The organism is Pseudomonas migulae (assembly GCF_043225285.1).
GTDB lineage: Bacteria > Pseudomonadota > Gammaproteobacteria > Pseudomonadales > Pseudomonadaceae > Aquipseudomonas > Aquipseudomonas migulae_C.
Genome location: NZ_CP171224.1, coordinates 1,580,601 through 1,599,237 on the forward strand (window position 1 = coordinate 1,580,601; position 18,637 = coordinate 1,599,237).

The 18,637-nt window shown below is 61.7% G+C and carries 16 protein-coding genes and 1 other RNA gene; all 17 read right to left on the reverse strand.

Features of this window, described 5'->3' with window-relative positions; translation table 11 throughout:
- Window positions 1-79: 79 nt before the first annotated feature.
- Entirely contained in the window at window positions 80-1,273 is a 1,194-nt protein-coding gene (gene ftsZ, locus ACF6ZU_RS07290) for a cell division protein FtsZ (RefSeq protein ID WP_392891161.1), read from the reverse strand.
- Between the two features lie 70 nt (window positions 1,274-1,343).
- Window positions 1,344-2,603 (reverse strand): cell division protein FtsA, encoded by a 1,260-nt coding sequence (gene ftsA, locus ACF6ZU_RS07295; protein WP_392891163.1) that lies wholly within the window; start codon window positions 2,601-2,603, stop codon window positions 1,344-1,346.
- 15 nt (window positions 2,604-2,618) lie between these two features.
- Entirely contained in the window at window positions 2,619-3,488 is an 870-nt protein-coding gene (locus ACF6ZU_RS07300) for a cell division protein FtsQ/DivIB (protein WP_262165710.1), read from the reverse strand.
- Between the two features lie 4 nt (window positions 3,489-3,492).
- Window positions 3,493-4,449, reverse strand: a complete 957-nt coding sequence (locus ACF6ZU_RS07305) for a D-alanine--D-alanine ligase (protein ID WP_392891166.1) — start codon at window positions 4,447-4,449, stop codon at window positions 3,493-3,495.
- Window positions 4,446-5,906 carry a UDP-N-acetylmuramate--L-alanine ligase gene (gene murC / locus ACF6ZU_RS07310; RefSeq protein ID WP_392891168.1) on the reverse strand — a complete coding sequence of 487 codons (1,461 nt, stop codon included), beginning with the start codon at window positions 5,904-5,906 and terminating at the stop codon, window positions 4,446-4,448. Before murC ends, ACF6ZU_RS07305 begins: the two co-directional genes overlap by 4 nt.
- Window positions 5,899-6,969: an undecaprenyldiphospho-muramoylpentapeptide beta-N-acetylglucosaminyltransferase gene (gene murG, locus ACF6ZU_RS07315; protein WP_392891169.1), complete on the reverse strand. Its 1,071-nt coding sequence runs from the start codon at window positions 6,967-6,969 to the stop codon at window positions 5,899-5,901. The genes murC and murG overlap by 8 nt, the downstream gene beginning before the upstream one ends.
- On the reverse strand, window positions 6,959-8,176 hold the full coding sequence (gene ftsW / locus ACF6ZU_RS07320; protein WP_392891171.1) for a putative lipid II flippase FtsW: 1,218 nt from the start codon (window positions 8,174-8,176) through the stop codon (window positions 6,959-6,961). Before ftsW ends, murG begins: the two co-directional genes overlap by 11 nt.
- A complete protein-coding gene (murD, locus tag ACF6ZU_RS07325; protein ID WP_392891173.1) occupies window positions 8,173-9,519 on the reverse strand; it encodes a UDP-N-acetylmuramoyl-L-alanine--D-glutamate ligase in 1,347 nt (448 codons plus the stop codon). The genes ftsW and murD overlap by 4 nt, the downstream gene beginning before the upstream one ends.
- 5 nt (window positions 9,520-9,524) lie before the next feature.
- The gene (gene mraY / locus ACF6ZU_RS07330; protein ID WP_392891175.1) at window positions 9,525-10,607 is read right to left on the reverse strand and encodes a phospho-N-acetylmuramoyl-pentapeptide-transferase; all 1,083 of its coding nucleotides are present in this window, start codon (window positions 10,605-10,607) and stop codon (window positions 9,525-9,527) included.
- Complete coding sequence (gene murF / locus ACF6ZU_RS07335) at window positions 10,607-11,974, reverse strand: UDP-N-acetylmuramoyl-tripeptide--D-alanyl-D-alanine ligase (protein ID WP_392891177.1); 1,368 nt, start codon at window positions 11,972-11,974, stop codon at window positions 10,607-10,609. Before murF ends, mraY begins: the two co-directional genes overlap by 1 nt.
- Complete coding sequence (locus ACF6ZU_RS07340) at window positions 11,967-13,430, reverse strand: UDP-N-acetylmuramoyl-L-alanyl-D-glutamate--2,6-diaminopimelate ligase (protein ID WP_392891179.1); 1,464 nt, start codon at window positions 13,428-13,430, stop codon at window positions 11,967-11,969. Before ACF6ZU_RS07340 ends, murF begins: the two co-directional genes overlap by 8 nt.
- The gene (locus ACF6ZU_RS07345) at window positions 13,430-15,169 is read right to left on the reverse strand and encodes a peptidoglycan D,D-transpeptidase FtsI family protein (protein ID WP_392893732.1); all 1,740 of its coding nucleotides are present in this window, start codon (window positions 15,167-15,169) and stop codon (window positions 13,430-13,432) included. The genes ACF6ZU_RS07340 and ACF6ZU_RS07345 overlap by 1 nt, the downstream gene beginning before the upstream one ends.
- Window positions 15,169-15,462 carry a cell division protein FtsL gene (ftsL, locus tag ACF6ZU_RS07350; protein WP_392891180.1) on the reverse strand — a complete coding sequence of 98 codons (294 nt, stop codon included), beginning with the start codon at window positions 15,460-15,462 and terminating at the stop codon, window positions 15,169-15,171. Before ftsL ends, ACF6ZU_RS07345 begins: the two co-directional genes overlap by 1 nt.
- Complete coding sequence (gene rsmH / locus ACF6ZU_RS07355; RefSeq protein ID WP_392891182.1) at window positions 15,459-16,406, reverse strand: 16S rRNA (cytosine(1402)-N(4))-methyltransferase RsmH; 948 nt, start codon at window positions 16,404-16,406, stop codon at window positions 15,459-15,461. Before rsmH ends, ftsL begins: the two co-directional genes overlap by 4 nt.
- Window positions 16,403-16,858 (reverse strand): division/cell wall cluster transcriptional repressor MraZ, encoded by a 456-nt coding sequence (gene mraZ / locus ACF6ZU_RS07360; RefSeq protein WP_186530428.1) that lies wholly within the window; start codon window positions 16,856-16,858, stop codon window positions 16,403-16,405. The genes rsmH and mraZ overlap by 4 nt, the downstream gene beginning before the upstream one ends.
- 354 nt (window positions 16,859-17,212) lie before the next feature.
- An RNA gene (rnpB, locus tag ACF6ZU_RS07365) (RNase P RNA component class A) lies at window positions 17,213-17,566 on the reverse strand.
- Between the two features lie 75 nt (window positions 17,567-17,641).
- Window positions 17,642-18,547 (reverse strand): 16S rRNA (cytidine(1402)-2'-O)-methyltransferase, encoded by a 906-nt coding sequence (rsmI, locus tag ACF6ZU_RS07370; RefSeq protein WP_392891184.1) that lies wholly within the window; start codon window positions 18,545-18,547, stop codon window positions 17,642-17,644.
- Window positions 18,548-18,637 lie beyond the last annotated feature (90 nt).

An 18,637-nucleotide genomic window follows, 5' to 3' on the forward strand; every position in this document is an offset into this window, starting at 1 on the left:
GTATCAACAAAGGCTGGCGATGATAGCAGACCAGACCTTTGCTGAACACCAATCACCTTCATAGCCCTGATACATTCCATTAATCGGCCTGACGACGCAGGAAAGCCGGAATGTCCAGGTAGTCCAGGTCATCCTGCGGATTCATCTTCGCGGCAGTCGCAGCACCGGCCTGAGCCTGGTTGCGCATGACGGTCGGACGGTCCAGGTCACGGTAGTTCACCGCTGGAGCTTCCTGACGAGCGGGCGCCGATTGTTGCGGCTGAGCGGCCATGGAAGTGTGAACGGTGTTGTCGATGACCTTCACAGGCTTCTCGATTTTCGCGCCCAGACCGGTGGCAACGACAGTCACGTGCAGCTCGTCGCGCATGTCCGGATCGATGACGGTACCGACCTTGACCATCGCGTGCTCGGAAGCGAAGGCTTCGATGATGCTACCCACGTCGGAGTACTCACCCAGGGACAGGTCAGGACCGGCGGTGATGTTCACCAGGATGCCGCGTGCACCTTGCAGGTTCACGTCTTCCAGCAACGGGTTGCGGATGGCCGCTTCGGTGGCTTCGCGTGCACGGTTCGGACCGCTGGCGCAGCCAGTGCCCATCATCGCCATGCCCATTTCGCTCATCACGGTACGTACGTCGGCAAAGTCGACGTTGATCATGCCCGGACGCTTGATGATGTCGGAGATACCGCGAACGGCACCGGCCAGTACATCGTCAGCCTTGGCGAAAGCCGACAGCAGGCTGGCGTCCTTGCCGAGGATGGTCAGCAGCTTCTCGTTGGGAATGGTGATCAACGAGTCGACGCTTTCGGACAGCAGACGGATGCCTTCGTCGGCCAGCTGCATGCGCTTGCGACCTTCGAACGGGAACGGACGGGTCACCACCGCAACGGTGAGGATCCCCATTTCCTTGGCCACTTCGGCAATGATTGGCGCCGCACCGGTACCGGTACCGCCGCCCATGCCGGTGGTGATGAACACCATGTTGGTGCCCTGCAGGACTTCGGCAATGCGCTCACGATCTTCGAGAGCGGCCTGACGACCTACTTCAGGGTTGGCGCCGGCGCCGAGACCTTTGGTCACGCTGGTGCCCAGTTGCAGGATGGTCCGCGCGCTGATGCTCTTCAGCGCCTGGGCATCAGTGTTGGCGCAGATGAATTCGACGCCTTCAATGTTGCTCTTGACCATGTGATTGACAGCGTTGCCGCCGCCTCCGCCAACACCGATAACCTTAATGACCGGGCTTGCGGGGATGTTGTCTACGAGTTCGAACATTTTCCCTCTCCTTTGATTCTCTAGTTTTTTCGCCTACTGCCTGTATCTACAACGGTGCTGCGGTAATTCTTCAGAAGTTGCCTTGTACCCAGCTCTTGATGCGGTCGAGCAAGGCGGCTTTCGGTTCGTCATTGCTGTAGCTGTCGCGGCTGCTGATGCCCGAGAACGAAATCCCGTCGGACTGCTTCTGCAGGCCGTACATCAACAGGCCAACGCCCGTGGAATAGATCGGGTTGCGTACCACGTCATCGAGGCCCTTCACGCCGTGAGGCACGCCGAGGCGCACAGGCATGTGGAAGATTTCCTCGGCCAGTTCGGTGGCGCCTTCCATCTTCGACGTACCGCCGGTCAGCACGATGCCGGCCGGGATCAAGTCTTCGTAGCCGCTGCGGCGCAGTTCGGCCTGGATCAGCGTGAACAGTTCGTCGTAACGCGGCTCGACCACTTCGGCCAGGGCCTGACGGGACAGCTCGCGCGGGGGACGGTCGCCAACGCTTGGCACCTTGATGGTTTCACCGGCACCGGCCAGTTTGGCCAGGGCGCAGGCGTAGCGAATCTTGATTTCTTCGGCGTACTGGGTCGGGGTGCGCAACGCCATGGCGATGTCGTTGGTCACCTGATCGCCCGCAATCGGGATCACCGCGGTGTGACGGATCGCGCCTTCGGTGAAGATTGCGATGTCGGTGGTGCCGCCGCCGATGTCTACCAGGCAGACGCCCAGCTCTTTTTCGTCGTCGGTCAGTACCGAGTACGCAGACGCCAGTTGCTCGAGAATGATGTCGTCGATTTCCAGGCCGCAGCGACGCACGCATTTTTCAATGTTCTGTGCGGCGTTGACGGCGCAGGTGACCACGTGGACCTTGGCCTCCAGACGCACGCCGGACATGCCCAGTGGCTCGCGGACGCCTTCCTGGTTATCGATCACGTAATCCTGCGGCAGGGTGTGCAGCACGCGCTGGTCGGCCGGGATTGCCACGGCCTGGGCAGCGTCGAGGACGCGCTCGAGGTCGGCGGAGCTGACTTCGCGATCACGGATGGCCACGATGCCGTGGGAGTTCAGGCTGCGGATATGATTGCCCGCCACGCCGACGAACGCCGAATGAATCCGGCAACCGGCCATCAGCTGCGCTTCTTCGATGGCGCGCTGGATCGATTGCACGGTGGACTCGATGTTCACCACCACGCCCTTCTTCAGGCCGCGGGACGGATGAGTGCCGATCCCGACGATTTCCAGCGTGCCGTCGTCCGAGACCTCGCCTACCAGCGCCACCACCTTGGAGGTGCCGATATCGAGACCGACGATCATTTTCCCGCTTTGCACGTTTGCCATGGGTCCTGCCTCTTCTTAATTCTTCGCGACAGCGGGTTGGGCTGTCGTGGGCGCTACAGGTTCCCGCCAGCCAACAGCGAGGCCGTTGGCGTAGCGCAGATCGATGCGCGCAATGTTCGTAATCTGTTCTTTAAGCGTCTTGTCGTAGATGGCAATGAAACGGCGCATCTTTTCCACCAGGTTGCCGCGGCCCAGCAGCAGTTCGATCCCCGGGCCCGAACTGCCGGCACCGGTGGTCAGGAACCAGCTGCCCCGTTCACGCAACTCCAGGCGTGCAATCGAGAAGCCCAGCGGCCTGAGCATCTGGCTCAGTACCTGGTATTGCTGCATCACTTGCTGTTGAGCCCGTTGTGGGCCGAACAGCTGTGGCAAGTGTTCGTAGTTCGCCAGCTCACGCGGTGTGAACGCCTGGCCCTGGTTGTTCAACAGCGACTCGTCGCCCCAGCGGGCCACCGGCAGTTGTTCTTCCAGGCGGATCACCACTTGATCCGGCCACACCCGACGCACTTCGGCGTGGGCAATCCATGGCATCTGTTCCAGCTCGGTGCGCATGCTCGCCAGGTCGATGGTGAAGAAGCTCGACGCCACGTACGGGGCGATTCGCTGCTGCACCGCTTGCTGGCTGATGTAACTCAGGTCGCCCTGCACCGCGACCTTGGTGATCGGCCGGTCGGCGTACGGCAACAAACGCTGTGCGCCTTCGTACGTACCGAAGCCCAGGGCCACCAGCAGCACCGGCCAGAACAAGGCTTTGAGAAAACCAAAATTGGCTTTCGGCAGGCGCGCGGACATCGGCTCTTTCGCCACCATTCGGCTGGCACCCCGTGGCACCGGCTTGCGGCCGGGTGCTGGAGGAGGCTGATGTCTGAGCTGTGCGCCTTGCATGGTCTTAACCCCGCGCCTCGATGCTTGCTGCGAGAATCGCCAGAACCAGTTGCTGGAAATCCAGACCGGCAGCACGGGCCGCCATCGGCACCAGGCTGTGATCGGTCATGCCCGGTGCGGTGTTGACTTCGAGAAACCAGAACTGCCCTTCGGCGTCCTGCATCACGTCTGCCCTGCCCCAACCGGCGATACCCAGCGCCTCACAGGCTTTCGCCGTGAGGTCCATCAGTTCTTTTTCCTTGTTGCTGTCGAGGCCGCACGGGATCCGGTACTGGGTATCGTTAGCCACGTACTTGGCGTCGTAGTCGTAGAAACTGTGCGTCGTGCCCAGGGCAATCGGTGGCAACACCTGGTCACGCAGGGTGGCGATGGTGAACTCCGGACCTTGAATCCATTGCTCGACCAACACTTGCGAATCGTAGGTACTGGCCGCTTTCCAGGCGTCGATCAATTCGGACGCGGAAGTCACTTTGGCCATACCGATACTTGAACCTTCATGGGCCGGTTTGACGATCAAAGGGAAGCCCAGTTCCGTCGCCGCCGAAATACAATCGGCTTCGCTGCTCAGTACGGCGTGACGAGGCGTCGGAATGCCGAGGCTGTGCCAGACCTGCTTGGTGCGCAGTTTGTCCATGGCCAGTGCCGAGGCCAGAATGCCGCTGCCGGTGTACGGAATGCCCAGGCATTCCAGCAGGCCTTGCATGCTGCCGTCTTCACCGCCACGGCCGTGGAGAATGATGAAGGCGCGGTCGATTTTTTCGTTGAGCAAACGCTGCAGGAGGTCATCGCCCACGTCGAGACCGAACGCGTCCACACCGGCGCTTTGCAGCGCCTGGAGAACTGCGTTACCTGACTTCAGGGACACCTCGCGCTCGGCACTCTTGCCACCGAACAGCACGGCGACGCGGCCGAAATCCTTCGGCGCGATCGTGGAGACGAGGTTGGCGTAAGCAGCAGTCATTTCAACTTCCCCACACTTGGCGCGGCAACGGCGCCAGCGAACAACGGACTCTTCAACAGTTTTGGTGCAAGGCCACCGATATCACCGGCGCCCTGGCACAGCAGGATGTCGCCGGCACGCAGCAACGGCTTGACCACTGGCGCGAGGTCGACACCACGCTCGATGTAGATCGGGTCGAGCTGGCCGCGCTGACGGATGCTGTTGCACAGCTTGCGGCTGTCAGCGCCCGGGATCGGCTCTTCGCCCGCCGGATAGACTTCCATCAGCAGCAGAACGTTGGCGTCGGCCAGTACGTTGACGAAATCGTCGTACAGGTCGCGCGTGCGGCTGTAACGGTGCGGCTGGTAAACCATCACCAGACGGCGCTCCGGCCAGCCACCGCGAACGGCCTTGATCACGGCGGCAACTTCGGTCGGGTGGTGACCATAGTCGTCGACCAGCATCACGCTGCCGTCTTCGACCGGCAGTTCGCCGTACACCTGGAAGCGCCGACCGACACCCTGGAACCCGGACAGGCCCTGGACGATGGCCTCATCGCTGACGCCTTCGTCGGTGGCGATGCAGATGGTCGCCAGCGCGTTCAAGACGTTGTGGTTGCCCGGCATGTTCACCGAGACATCCAGTGGCTCGCGATCAGGACGCAGCACGGTGAAGAAGGTCTGCATGCCCTGCTGGCGCACATTGATTGCGCGCACGTCGCAGTCGTCGCCGAAGCCGTAAGTCACGGCCGGGCGTTTGACCAGCGGCAGGATTTCACGCACCACCGGGTCGTCCAGGCACACCACCGCCAGACCGTAGAACGGCAGGTTGTGCAGGAACTCGACGAAGGTTTTCTTCAGTTTGTTGAAGTCACCGTCGTAGGTCGCCATGTGGTCGGCGTCGATGTTGGTGACCACGGCCACCAGCGGTTGCAGGTGCAAGAAACTGGCGTCGCTTTCATCCGCTTCGGCGATCAGGTACCGGCTGGTGCCGAGCTGGGCATTGGTCCCCGCGGCATTCAGACGGCCACCGATGACGAACGTCGGGTCCAGGCCACCGGCAGCGAACACCGAAGCGATCAGGCTGGTGGTGGTGGTTTTGCCGTGGGTACCGGCGACGGCGATGCCGTGGCGGTAGCGCATCAGCTCGGCCAGCATCTCGGCGCGCGGCACCACGGGAATGCGGCGTTCCAGCGCGGTGGCCACTTCCGGGTTGGAGGTGTTCACGGCACTCGACACCACCAGCACGTCGGCGGCAGCAGCGTTCTCGGCGCGGTGGCCGATGAAAATATGGGCACCGAAGGATTCGAGACGCTCGGTAACCGGCGAAGCCTTCAGGTCGGAACCGGACACTTCATAGCCCAGGTTCAACAACACTTCGGCAATCCCGCACATGCCCACGCCGCCAATTCCGACGAAGTGGATGCGACGGATGCGGCGCATTTCCGGTTGCGGCATGGCTTTCTGATTCTCAACCATGGGCCACCTCCAGGCAGGTATCGACCACGTTACGGGTGGCGTCAGGTTTGGCCAGGCGGCGTGCCGCATTGGCCATGTCGGTGAGACGTTGTGGTTGCATCAGGACCTCTGTCAGGCGTGCGGCTAGATCCGCTGCGCCAGTCGTTCTTTGCGGCATCAGGAAGGCAGCGCCTTCACGGGCCAAATAATCGGCGTTGCGGGTCTGGTGATCGTCGATCGCGTGGGGCAAAGGCACCAGCATCGAGGGCAGACCGGCGGCGGCCAGTTCACTGATGGTCAATGCGCCTGCGCGGCACACCACCAGGTCGGCCCAGCCATAGGCTTGGGCCATGTCTTTGATGAAAGGCTGCACTTGCGCCTCGACGCCAGCCGCGCGATAGCGCTCTGCAGTCACTTCATCGTGGTTTTTGCCGGCCTGATGGAACACTTCCGGGCGCAGGTCGGGGGCGACGTGCGACAGGGCTTCAGGCAGCAACTTGTTCAACGGTTCTGCGCCCAGGCTTCCGCCCAGGATCAGCAAACGCGCCTTGCGACCGGCCAGGGCTGGTCGCGGTGTGTCGAGGAACAGCTCGGTGCGCACCGGGTTACCGGTGGTCCGTCGGCTGTCCGACAGGGTAAAGGTGTCGGGGAACGCTTCACAGACTCGGGCGGCCAACGGCACCAGCAACCGATTGGCGGTACCGGCCACGGCGTTCTGTTCATGAACGATCACCGGCACGCCGGCCAGTTTGGCCGCGACGCCACCTGGGCCGGTCACATAACCACCGAAGCCGACCACACACACCGGCTGCAACTGACGAATGATTGCCCGCGCCTGCCAGACGGATTTGAGCAACATGAACGGCGCCTTGAGCAGGGACAACTTGCCCTTACCGCGCAGACCGCTGGCATTGATCCGGTGCAGCTCGATGCCGGCCATCGGCACCAGTTCGTTCTCGATGCCGCGCGGTGTCCCGAGCCAATGCACGGTGTAACCGCGGGCCTGGAATTCGCGGGCACAGGCCAGCGCCGGGAACACGTGGCCACCGGTGCCGCCCGCCATGATCAAGACGTTAGCGCCCATGGGGTGGCTCCTCGGCGAAGTCGCTCTCATGGAACTCCATCTCTTCACTGCCAAGGTGGGTTCGACTCTCCCACTCGATGCGCAGCAACAAGCCGAGACAGGCACAGCAAATCACCAGCGAGCTGCCGCCATAACTGAGGAACGGCAAAGTCAGGCCCTTGGTCGGCAGCAGGCCCACGTTCACGCCGATGTTGATCAGGAACTGACCAATCCACAGGAACGACAGACCGTAGGCGATGTAGGCGGCGAAGAACTGCTTGGCCTTCTCGGCCCAATAGCCGATGTACATGCCACGAATACAGACAAAGACGAACAGCGCCACGGTGCACAGGGAACCCACGGCACCCAGCTCTTCGGCCAGGACCGAGAACACGAAGTCGGTGTGGGCTTCCGGCAGGTAGAACTGTTTCTGCACGCTGTTGCCCAGGCCAACGCCCAGCCACTCGCCGCGACCGAACGCGATCAGCGCTTGCGACAACTGATAACCGGCACCGAACTGGTCGGCCCACGGATCGGCAAAGTTGGTCAGACGCGCCATACGATACGGCTGCACCTGAATCAGCAGCACCACCGCGGCGACCGCGAGGACCACCATCAGGGAAAACCGGAACAGCCCGACGCCACCGAGGAACAGCATCGCCGCCGCCGCCCCCATCATCACGACGGTGGCACCGAAGTCCGGCTCCATCAGCAGCAGCCCGGCCATCGGCAGCAGCACGATGAACGGCTTAAAGAAACCCATCCAGCTTTCGCGCACTTCTTTCTGGCGACGCACCAGGTAGCCGGCGAGGTAGATCACCACGAACACCTTGGCGATCTCGGAAGGCTGAACGTTGAAGAAACTGAAACCGATCCAGCGCATCGAACCGTTCACTTCACGGCCGATCCCCGGAATGATCACCATCACCAGCAAACCGAACGCACCGATCAGCATCAGCCAGCCCAGGCGCTGCCAGGTGGCGATCGGAATCATCATGGTCACGACGCACGCACCCAGGCCCAGCACCACATAGATCAGGTGGCGAGTCATGTAGTACAGGGCACTGCCCGACTGCACGGCGCCCACTTCGGTCGAAGCCGAGGCGATCATGACCAGTCCGAGACCGAGCAAGGCCAGGCAACCGGCAAGCATCGGGAAGTCGAGGTCGATACCGCGCCCGGTAATCAGCGGCGAAGGGAAAGGCTTGATGATGTTGAGCAGGCTCATACCAATTCCTCCACTGCCTGGACGAACTGGTGACCGCGGTCTTCGTAATTCTTGAACATGTCGAAACTGGCGCAGGCCGGCGACAACAGCACCACGTCGCCCGGTTGTGCGGCGGCACGGCATTGCTCCACGGCTTCGACCAGAGAGCTGACGCGGATCAGCGGCACGGCATCGCCAATGGCCTCGCCGATCTTGTCGGAGTCGCGCCCCATCAGAATCACCGCGCGGCAGTTGGCAGCCACCGGATCGCGCAAATCATTGAACTCGGCACCCTTGCCGTCGCCCCCGGCGATCAGCACGACCTTGCCGTCGATGTCCGAACCCAGGCCTTCGATGGCCGCCAGTGCGGCACCGACGTTGGTGGCCTTGGAATCGTTGTAGTACGCCACGCCATCGAGGTCACGGACCCATTGGCAGCGATGTTCCAGCCCGGCGAACGTGCGCAGGCTCGAGAGCATGGCGTCGAACGGCAGGCCGACCGCATGCCCCAACGCCAATGCCGCCAGGGCGTTGGACTGGTTGTGGGCGCCGCGAATTTTCAACTCGCGGACCGGCATCAGGTTCTGGAATTCGAAAGCCAGGTACTTCTCACCGTTTTCTTCGCGGATACCGAAGGCCTTGAAGTCAGGCTTGCTCAAACCGAAGGTCCAGCACGGTTGGCCCTCGCCCATCAACGGACGGCTCAGGGCGTCCTGCCGGTTGACCACGAACTGCTTCGCGCCCCGGAAAATCCGGTGCTTGGCCAGGTGGTAAGCCGGCAGGCCGCTGTAGCGGTCCATGTGGTCTTCGCTGATGTTGAGCACGGTCGCCACTTCGGCGTTGAGCTCATCGGTGGTTTCGAGCTGGAAGCTCGACAGCTCCATCACGTACAGCTCGACGTCGTCGCGCAGCAGGTCCAGCGCCGGAGTGCCGAGGTTGCCGCCGACAGCGACACGCTTGCCCGCCGCAGCGGCCATCTCGCCCACCAGCGTGGTCACGGTGCTTTTCGCGTTGGAACCGCTGATGGCCACGATCGGCGCCTTCGCGTTACGCGCGAACAGCTCGATGTCGCCGGACAACTTCACGCCACGGGCGGCGGCAGCCTGCAGGGCCGGGGTCGCCAGCGCCAGGCCGGGGCTCACGTAGAGCTCGTCGGCACGACACAGGAATTCGACGTCCAGCTCGCCACAACGCACTTCCACGTGCGGATAGTCACGCTTGAGCGTGGCCAGTTCCGGTGGATTTTCCCGCGTATCGGCCACGGCAAACGACGTGCCCCGGTTCGCCAGGAAGCGAACCAGGGACATGCCGCTCTTGCCGAGGCCGACAACGATGCGGAAGTGGTCAGAAGCGATCAGAGACACTCGTTCTACCTCAGCTTCAGGGTGGCAAGGCCGACCAGTACGAGAATCACGGTGATGATCCAGAAACGGACGATCACACGCGGCTCGGGCCAGCCCTTGAGTTCAAAGTGGTGGTGAATCGGCGCCATACGGAACACGCGGCGACCGGTCAGCTTGAAAGAGGCAACCTGAATGACGACGGACAGGGTTTCCATCACGAACACGCCGCCCATGATGAACAGGACGATTTCCTGACGGACGATCACCGCGATGGTGCCCAGGGCCGCGCCCAGCGCCAGTGCGCCGACGTCGCCCATGAAGACCTGTGCCGGATAGGTGTTGAACCAGAGGAAGCCGAGGCCCGCACCGATCAACGCACCGCAGAACACGATCAGTTCACCGGCACCGGGTACGTAAGGGATCAGCAGGTATTCGGCGAATTTCACGTTACCCGACAGGTAGCAGAAAATCCCCAGGCCACCGCCCACCATCACGGTCGGCATGATCGCCAGGCCGTCGAGGCCGTCGGTCAGGTTGACCGCGTTGCTCGAACCGACGATCACGAAGTAGGTCAGGACGATGAAGCCTGCGCCCAGCGGAATGCTGTAGTCCTTGAGCATCGGCAGTATCAGGGTGGTTTCTACCGGGGTCGCGGCGGTCTTATAAAGGAAGATCGCGGCGCCGAGGCCGAACACCGACTGCCAGAAGTATTTCCAGCGGCTCGGCAGGCCCTTCGAGTTTTTCTCGATGACCTTGCGATAGTCGTCGACCCAGCCGATGGCACCGAACAGCAAGGTCACCAGCAACACGGTCCACACGTAGCGGTTGCTCAGGTCAGCCCAGAGCAAGGTGCTGACGCCGATGGACGACAGGATCAGCGCGCCACCCATGGTCGGCGTACCGGATTTGGACAGGTGCGATTGCGGACCGTCGTTACGGACGGACTGACCGATCTGACGGTTCTGCAGGGTGCGGATCATCCACGGGCCATAGCACAGCGACAGGACCAGCGCAGTCAGCACACCGAGAATCCCGCGCAGGGTCAGGTACTGGAAGACCGCGAAGCCTTTGTAGAACTGTTGCAGATACTCCGCTAGCAGCAGCAGCATTAATGTTTCTCCAGACTGGGCCCGCACAAAGCGGCGACGATGTTTTCCATCGCAGCGCTGCGCGAGCCCTTGATCAAAATGGTGGTGTTTGTGTCTTGTTCGGCACCGAGGGCCTTGATCAGCTCAGCCTGAGTGCTGAAGTGATGAGCCTGATCGCCAAAAGCGTTGACGGCGTGAGCCATCAACGGCCCGACCGCGTAAAGCGCGGAAACCTTGCCACGGGCGTACTCGCCCACGTCGCGATGCCCCTGCTCCGCCCAGTCGCCCAACTCGCCGATATCCCCGAGCACCAGAACGGTGCGGCCGGAAAAGCCGGCGAGTATATCAACGGCCGCACACATCGAGGTGGGGTTGGCGTTGTAGGTGTCATCGATCACGCGCATGCCATTGCTGGCCAATTGCGCGACGGTGCGGCCCTTGACCGGCTGCACCGCGCCAAGGCCGGTGGCGATGCCGAACAGCGACACACCCAGGGCGTGAGCGGCAGCGGCGGCGGCCATGGCATTGGCCACGTTATGGGTGCCGAGCAGGTTCAGTTGAACGCGCTCCACACCTTCGGGACTGTGCAGATTGAACGCCGGGCAACCGCGAGCGTCGCGGTCCAGGTCGCTGGCGTAGAAATCGGCGCTGACGTTGCTCAGGGCGAAGGTCAGGACCTTGCGACCGGCAGCGCGTTTCTTCCAGATCTCGAAGGCCTTGTCGTCGAGATTGAGAACGGCGACACCATCAGCGTCCAGCCCTTCAATAATCTCGCCCTTGGCCTCGACGATTTTCTCCGGCCCGCCGAACTCGCCAACGTGGGCGGTCCCGGCATTGTTGAGCACGGCGACATGGGGTTTGGTCATGCCGACGGTGTAGGCGATCTCGCCGAGCCGCGAAGCACCGAGTTCGATTACGGCGGCGGTATGTTCCGGCGCCAGTTCAAGCAGGGTCAGCGGTACGCCGAGGTCATTGTTCAGGTTGCCACGGGTTGCCAGCACCGGACCGCGGGTCCGCAGGATGCTCGCCAGCATTTCCTTGACCGTGGTCTTGCCGCTGGAACCGGTGATGGCCGCGACCGGGTGGGCAAACGCCGCACGGTTCATCGCACCCAATTGGCCCAGGGCCTGACGGGTGTCCTTGACCACCAGTTGCGGCAGCGCGCTGTCGGCGACTTCGTGCTCCACCAGAGCGCCCACGGCACCTTTGTTGGCCACGTCGTTCAGGTAGTCATGGCCATCGAAGCGCGGACCGGTCAGCGCAATAAACAGCTGGCCGGGCTTGATCGCACGGCTGTCGATGCTGACGCCATTGAACGTGGCATCGGCCACATTCAACTGGCCATTCAAGGCGCCGGTCAGTTCGCTCAGTTTCAGATTCTTAAGCATGAGCCACCTCCCACGCGGTCAGGGCATGATCGGCTTCGACCAGATCAGAGAAGTCATGACGCTCGCCGTTGATTTCCTGATAGTCCTCGTGACCTTTACCGGCCAGGACAATCACGTCATCCACCGAAGCGCCGGCGATCAACTGGGCAATCGCCTGGCCACGACCGGCCACGAAAGTGACGTTGTCCACATTGGTGAAACCGGCGCGGATGTCATCGAAGATCACTGCAGGGTCTTCGGTGCGCGGGTTGTCATCGGTCACCAGCACGCCATCGGCCAGGCGCTCGACCACTTCCGCCATCAGCGGACGCTTGCCGCGATCGCGATCACCGCCGCAGCCGAACAGGCACAGCAAGCGACCTTTGGCGTGAGGGCGCAGGGCCGTCAGAACTTTTTCCAGTGCATCCGGGGTGTGGGCGTAATCGACCACCACCAGCGGTTGAGTGCCGCCACCAAGACGCTGCATGCGTCCGGCCGGGCCTTCGAGTTTCGGCAGGACCTTGAGGATTTCGTCCAGCGCATAGTCGAGGCCGAGCAAGGCGCCGACCGCGGCCAATACGTTGCTCAGGTTGAAACGACCGAGCAAGGTGCTGCGCAGATGGTGCTCGCCCTGCGGCGTGACCAGCGTAGCGCGCACGCCTTCGTCGTCGAATTGCGCTTCGCGGCAGAACAGGTAGGCGCTGCTGTCGAGCAGGCTGTAGGTGATCAGCCGCGATTCGCGTTTTTCCGCCGCCAGTTGCCGGCCGAAATCGTCGTCGAGGTTAACCACCCGGCATTTCAGATCGTTCCAGGCAAACAGCTTGGCCTTGGCTTCGCCATAGGCCTGCATGGTGCCGTGGTAATCCAGATGATCGCGGGACAGGTTGGTCATCACCGCCACGTCGAACGCCAACGCGGTGACGCGCCCCTGATCCAGACCGTGGGACGACACTTCCATCGCCACGGCTTTGGCGCCGGCCTTTTTCAGGTCGGCCAGGGTCGCTTGCACCGCGATCGGGTTCGGCGTGGTGTGCAGGCCGCTTTCCAGCGCGCCATGGAAACCGGAGCCCAGCGTGCCAACAATGCCGCAGTGCTGGCCGAGCAGATCCAGTGCCTGCGCAACCAATTGGGTCACGCTGGTTTTGCCGTTGGTGCCGGTCACGCCGATCAGATTCAGGTGGCGGCTCGGGTCACCGTAGAAACGCCCGGCGATGTCCGACAGCTGCGCCGCCAGGCCTTTGACCGGAATCAGCGGCACGTCGGTGATCGGCAGCACGGTCGCGCCTTCGACTTCATAAGCCACTGCCGCCGCGCCGCGCTGCAAGGCGTCGGCAATGTGCGCACGCCCGTCGAACTTGCCGCCCGGTACAGCGAGAAACAGATCGCCAGCCCGTACGTTGCGGCTGTCGAGCGCCAATTCGCGGATCAACAGATCACGGCCGGCGTGGGCGAAAATCTTGTTCAGACTCAGAGACATCAGCCGCGCCCTCCATTGGCTTTCAGCGGAACGACCGGTGTCGCGTTGGCCTGTTGCACCGGCGGCAGGTTGTCCGGCGTGACGTTCATCAGGCGCAAGGTCCCGGACATCACTTTGCTGAACACCGGCGCCGAGACCAGGCCACCGAAGTAACCGGCCTTGGTCGGTTCGTCGATCACGACGACGATAGCGTAGCGTGGATCGCTCATCGGGCCGAAGCCGGCGAACAGCGAACGGTAGGAATTCTCGGCATAACCCTTGGTGCCGACCGACGTTTTACGCGCCGTACCGGACTTGCCGCCGACGTGATACGCCGGCACCTGCGCACGGAACACACCGCGCGGGGCCTCGATCACTTGTTGCAGCATGGTCTGCATGGTTTTCGCCACGGCTTCCGGCAACACTTGTGTGGTTTGCGGCGCTTTGTCGGTCTTGATCAGGGTCAGCGGTGCAAGGCGACCGTTGTTGGCCAGGGCCGAGAAGGCGTGGACCAGCTGGATCGCAGTCACGGAAATACCGTAGCCATAGGACAGCGTGGCGGTTTCGGCCTTGCGCCATTCGCGGTAGTTCGGCAGGTTGCCCACACGCTCGCCCGGGAAGCCGAGGCCGGTGTCCTGGCCGAGGCCGACTTTCTGCGCCAGACGGAAAATGGTTTCGCCGCCGATATCGAACGCGACCTTACTCATGCCGACGTTACTGGAGTTGATCAGGATGCCGGTCAGGTCGAGCACCGGACCTTCGGTCTTGGACACGTCCTTGATGGTGTACTTGCCGATCTGCAGGCTGCCCGGGTACACCTCGACGGTGTCGCTCGGTTTCCAGCGGCCGGTTTCGATCGCGGCGCTCATGGAGATCGCTTTCATGGTCGAACCCGGTTCGAACACGTCGATCATCGCGCGGTTACGCATCATCGCCGGTTGCAGGTTGCGACGGTTGTTCGGGTTGTAGGTCGGCTGGTTGACCATGGCGAGGATCTCGCCGGTCTTCACGTCCATGATCACCAGGCTGCCGGCCTTGGCGCCGTTCTCGATGATTGCGTTGCGCAGCTCGCGGTTGGCCAGGTATTGCAGACGCAGGTCAATGGACAACGCCAAGGGCTTGCCGGCCTTGGCGTTTTTTGTCACCTGAACATCTTTGATAAGTCGACCGCGCCGGTCCTTGATGACCTGCCGTTTGCCAGGGACACCGGCGAGCCATTCGTCATAGGCCAGCTCGACACCTTCACGACCGTGGTCATCAATGTCGGTGAAGCCGACCATATGAGCAGTCACTTCACCGGCGGGGTAGAAACGGCGGAATTCTTCGATGCCGTAGACACCCGGCACTTTCAGGTCGAGCACGGACTGGCCCTGCTCAGGCGTCAACCCGCGCACCAGATAAATGAATTCTTTGTTGGCCTGGGCTTCGAGACGTTCGGCCAGGGCTTTAGGATCCTGACCCAGCGCGGCCGCCAGGGCTGGCCACTTCTCTTTGGCCAACTGCATTTCCTTGGCGTTGGCCCACAGGGTGGTGACCGGGGTACTGACGGCCAGGGGCTCGCCGTTACGGTCGGTGATCAGGCCACGGTGAGCCGGAATCGGAATGTGACGAACGCTGCGCGCGTCGCCCTGACCTTTCAGGAAGGCACGGTCGACGACTTGCAGGTCAATGATGCGCCAGCAGATCGCAGCCACCATGACGCCGAGCAATCCTACCACCAGGCGGAAACGCCACGGGAACAGTGCGCCTTCGAGTTTCATCATGGCGCCACCATCTGCACGTCGGCGGCACCGGGGATGTGCATTTTCAGTTGTTCGGTGGCCAGCACTTCGATGCGGCTATGCGCCGTCCAGGTACTTTGCTCCAGGATCAAGCGACCCCATTCGGCCTGCGCCTTGTCGCGCACGCTCAACTCGTTGTATAGCGAGTTCAGCAACTGGCGGTTCCAGTGGGCGCTGTACGACACGCCGATCGCCGACACGAGCACGCCAATAAACAGCAGCAGCATGAAAAAGCTTCCGCCGGGAAGTGGCTTGGCGAAAAGCTTGCTCACCGCAGCTTCTCCGCGACGCGCATGACGGCGCTACGGGAACGTGGGTTGGCTTTGAGTTCGGCCTCGGAGGCGGACTGCGCTTTGCCATGGACTTTGATTTTCGGTTCGAAAGCGACGTGACGAACCGGCAGGTTGCGCGGCAGGTTGTCGGCTTCGCCTTTCACCAGCTTGCGCATGAACAGTTTGACGATACGGTCTTCCAGCGAGTGGAAGCTGATGACCACCAGACGGCCGCCGATCTCCAGCGATTCAAGCGCGGCTTCAAGGCCGGCTTCCAGATCGCCCAGTTCGTTGTTGACGTGAATGCGCAGGCCCTGGAATGCGCGGGTTGCCGGGTTCTTGCCCTTTTCCCACGCCGGGTTGGCGACTTTCAGTACTTCAGCGAGGTCGCCGGTGCGCTCGAACGGCTTGATGTCGCGACGCTCGGCCACGGCACGGGCCATGCGCCCGGAAAAACGTTCTTCGCCATATTCCTTGAACACCCGCGCGATTTCTTCCACCGGCGCGGTGTTGACGAACTCGGCCGCACTGATCCCGCGGGACGGATCCATGCGCATGTCCAGCGGGCCATCGTTGAGGAAACTGAAACCGCGTTCAGGGTCATCGAGCTGTGGCGAAGACACGCCCAGGTCGAGCAAGACACCGCTGACCTTGCCGGCCAGACCGCGTTCGGCGACTTCCGAACCGAGTTCGGCAAAGCTGCGCTGCACAACGACAAAGCGGCCGTCTTCGGCCGCTAGCGTCTGCCCGGTGGCAATCGCTTGTGGATCCTTGTCGAATCCGAGCAACCGGCCATCGGGACCGAGCTGGCTGAGGATCAACCGGCTGTGCCCGCCGCGCCCGAACGTGCCGTCCAGATAGCAGCCATCAGGACGTACGGCGAGAGCCTCGACGGCTTCGTCAAGCAGTACGGTGATGTGGTTAAAGCCGCTATCAATAGTCACAGGATCAAATCACGCAGTTCATCAGGCATGGCGCCCGGTTGTTGAATAGCAGCCAGGTCAGCGGCAGAAACCGCATTCCAGGCATCCTCGTCCCACAATTGGAACTTGTTCAGTTGGCCCACCAGCATTGCGCGCTTGTCCAGACGGGCATATTCACGAAGACGCGGTGGAACCAGGAAACGACCACTGCCATCGAGCTCGAGGTCGACGGCATTACCAATCAGTAAACGTTGCAGGCGGCGGTTCTCTTCGCGAAGCGAAGGCAGTGCGCGCAGTTTGGTTTCAATAATTTCCCACTCATCGAGGGGGTAGACACACAAACACGGATCAACGGCATCAATTGTGACGATCAGCTGGCCGGAACTACGCGAAACGAGCTCGTCACGGTACCGGCTCGGCATGGCGAGACGGCCCTTTGCGTCGAGACTGATAGCGTTAGCTCCGCGAAACACGTCAGCGTTTCTCCAAATATTAGCGTTTTGCGTTCAAAAAACCCACTTCATGCCACTTTCCGCCACTTGCGCACACTATAGGAATGCGGCCACCGCACCGTCAAGGCGCGGATTAAAGGAAAACCCTTACAGAACTGAGATTTAGGAGCGTATCGGGAGGGGTTACGAGAATCTGACAGATGAATCGCGGCAATAACTTGAGTCAACACAGAAAGCTGCGCTCAGAAGTTAAAGTAGTTTGTTAAGAGTAAGATTTTTTCGGTATTACAAAAGAGGTTCTGCGACTGATTTTACAAGGAGGGAAACTGCCATTACGAGCGCCCTGTTCAATGCTTCAAACAGGGAGGGGAAAAGGTGGAGAGTCGATCTGTAAGCCGGGTTCTGTCTTGAACAGTCATTCGTCTACGATGGCCATCACTGGACATCTTTAGCAACCTACCCGGTCCCAGCGCGGGCCACGCCTTGGGACCCTATTTGGTCTTGCTCCAAGTGGGGTTTACCTAGCCACGAACTGTTGCCAGACGTGCGGTGCGCTCTTACCGCACCTTTTCACCCTTACCGGCGCCGAAGCGCTTAGGCGGTTATTTTCTGTGGCACTTTCCGTAGGCTCACGCCTCCCAGGCATTACCTGGCACTTCGCCCTATGGAGCCCGGACTTTCCTCCCCCCCCTAATTTTCATAGAGGGCAGCGACTGTCCGATCGACTCTCCGCCGCGAAGGTTAACGGCAGAGCGCCCGAAGAACAAGCGCTAAACGCCTTCGGGCACGCCAGCACGTCGGGTTTCACTCGCCCTTCTGCTTATCCAGCGCGACCTGATACAGAACATTCTTGCGCTCGCCGGTGATTTGCGCCGCCAGGGCTGCGGCACGCTTGAGCGGCATTTCCTCGAGCAACAGGTTGAGAATGCGCATGGCCTCACTGCTGACGGCATCTTCGGATTCGGGAGCCGACCAGCCCGCCACCAACACCACACACTCTCCGCGCTGCTGGTTGCTGTCCGACTCGACGAACTCACGCAACTCGGCCAGCGGCAACCCCTTGAGGGTTTCGAAGGTTTTAGTGATTTCACGGGCCAGCAATGCCTGGCGTTCACCACCGAACACCAGTTCCATGTCTTGCAGGCATTCAAGGATGCGATGCGGCGCCTCATAGAAAATCAGCGTGCGCGGCTCTTCCTTTACCAGTTCCAGACGAGCACGCCGCCCGACCGCCTTCGCCGGCAGGAAACCTTCGAAGATAAAACGGTCCGACGGCAGCCCCGCCGCCGACAATGCCGCGATCAACGCGCAGGCGCCGGGAACCGGCACGACGTTGATGCCCGCCGCGCGAGCCTGACGCACCAGGTGATAACCCGGATCGGAAATCAGCGGCGTCCCCGCATCGGAGATCAGCGCCACGTCGTCGCCGGCGAGCAGACGGGTAATAAAGCGGCTACCTTCATCCCGTTCGTTGTGTTCATGACAGGCCGCCAACGGCGTGAGGATGCCGAAATGCTGCATCAGTCGCTGGGAATGTCGCGTGTCTTCAGCGGCAATCAACGAGACTTCACGCAGGATTTTCAGCGCGCGCGCACTGATGTCGTCCAGGTTGCCGATGGGCGTCGCCACCACATAAAGCGAGCCAGCAGCGGAATTCAAAGCACCTGGAGCAGTCAAAGCGCACACCTCATGATCGGTAAAAGTCGCCATTGTAGCGCGTAGAGTGGTTTGCGATACGCGCAAGCAAGCCCGGTTTTTTCGGCCTTTTGTGCAGCGTTGCAACATTTGCACGAGCTAAAT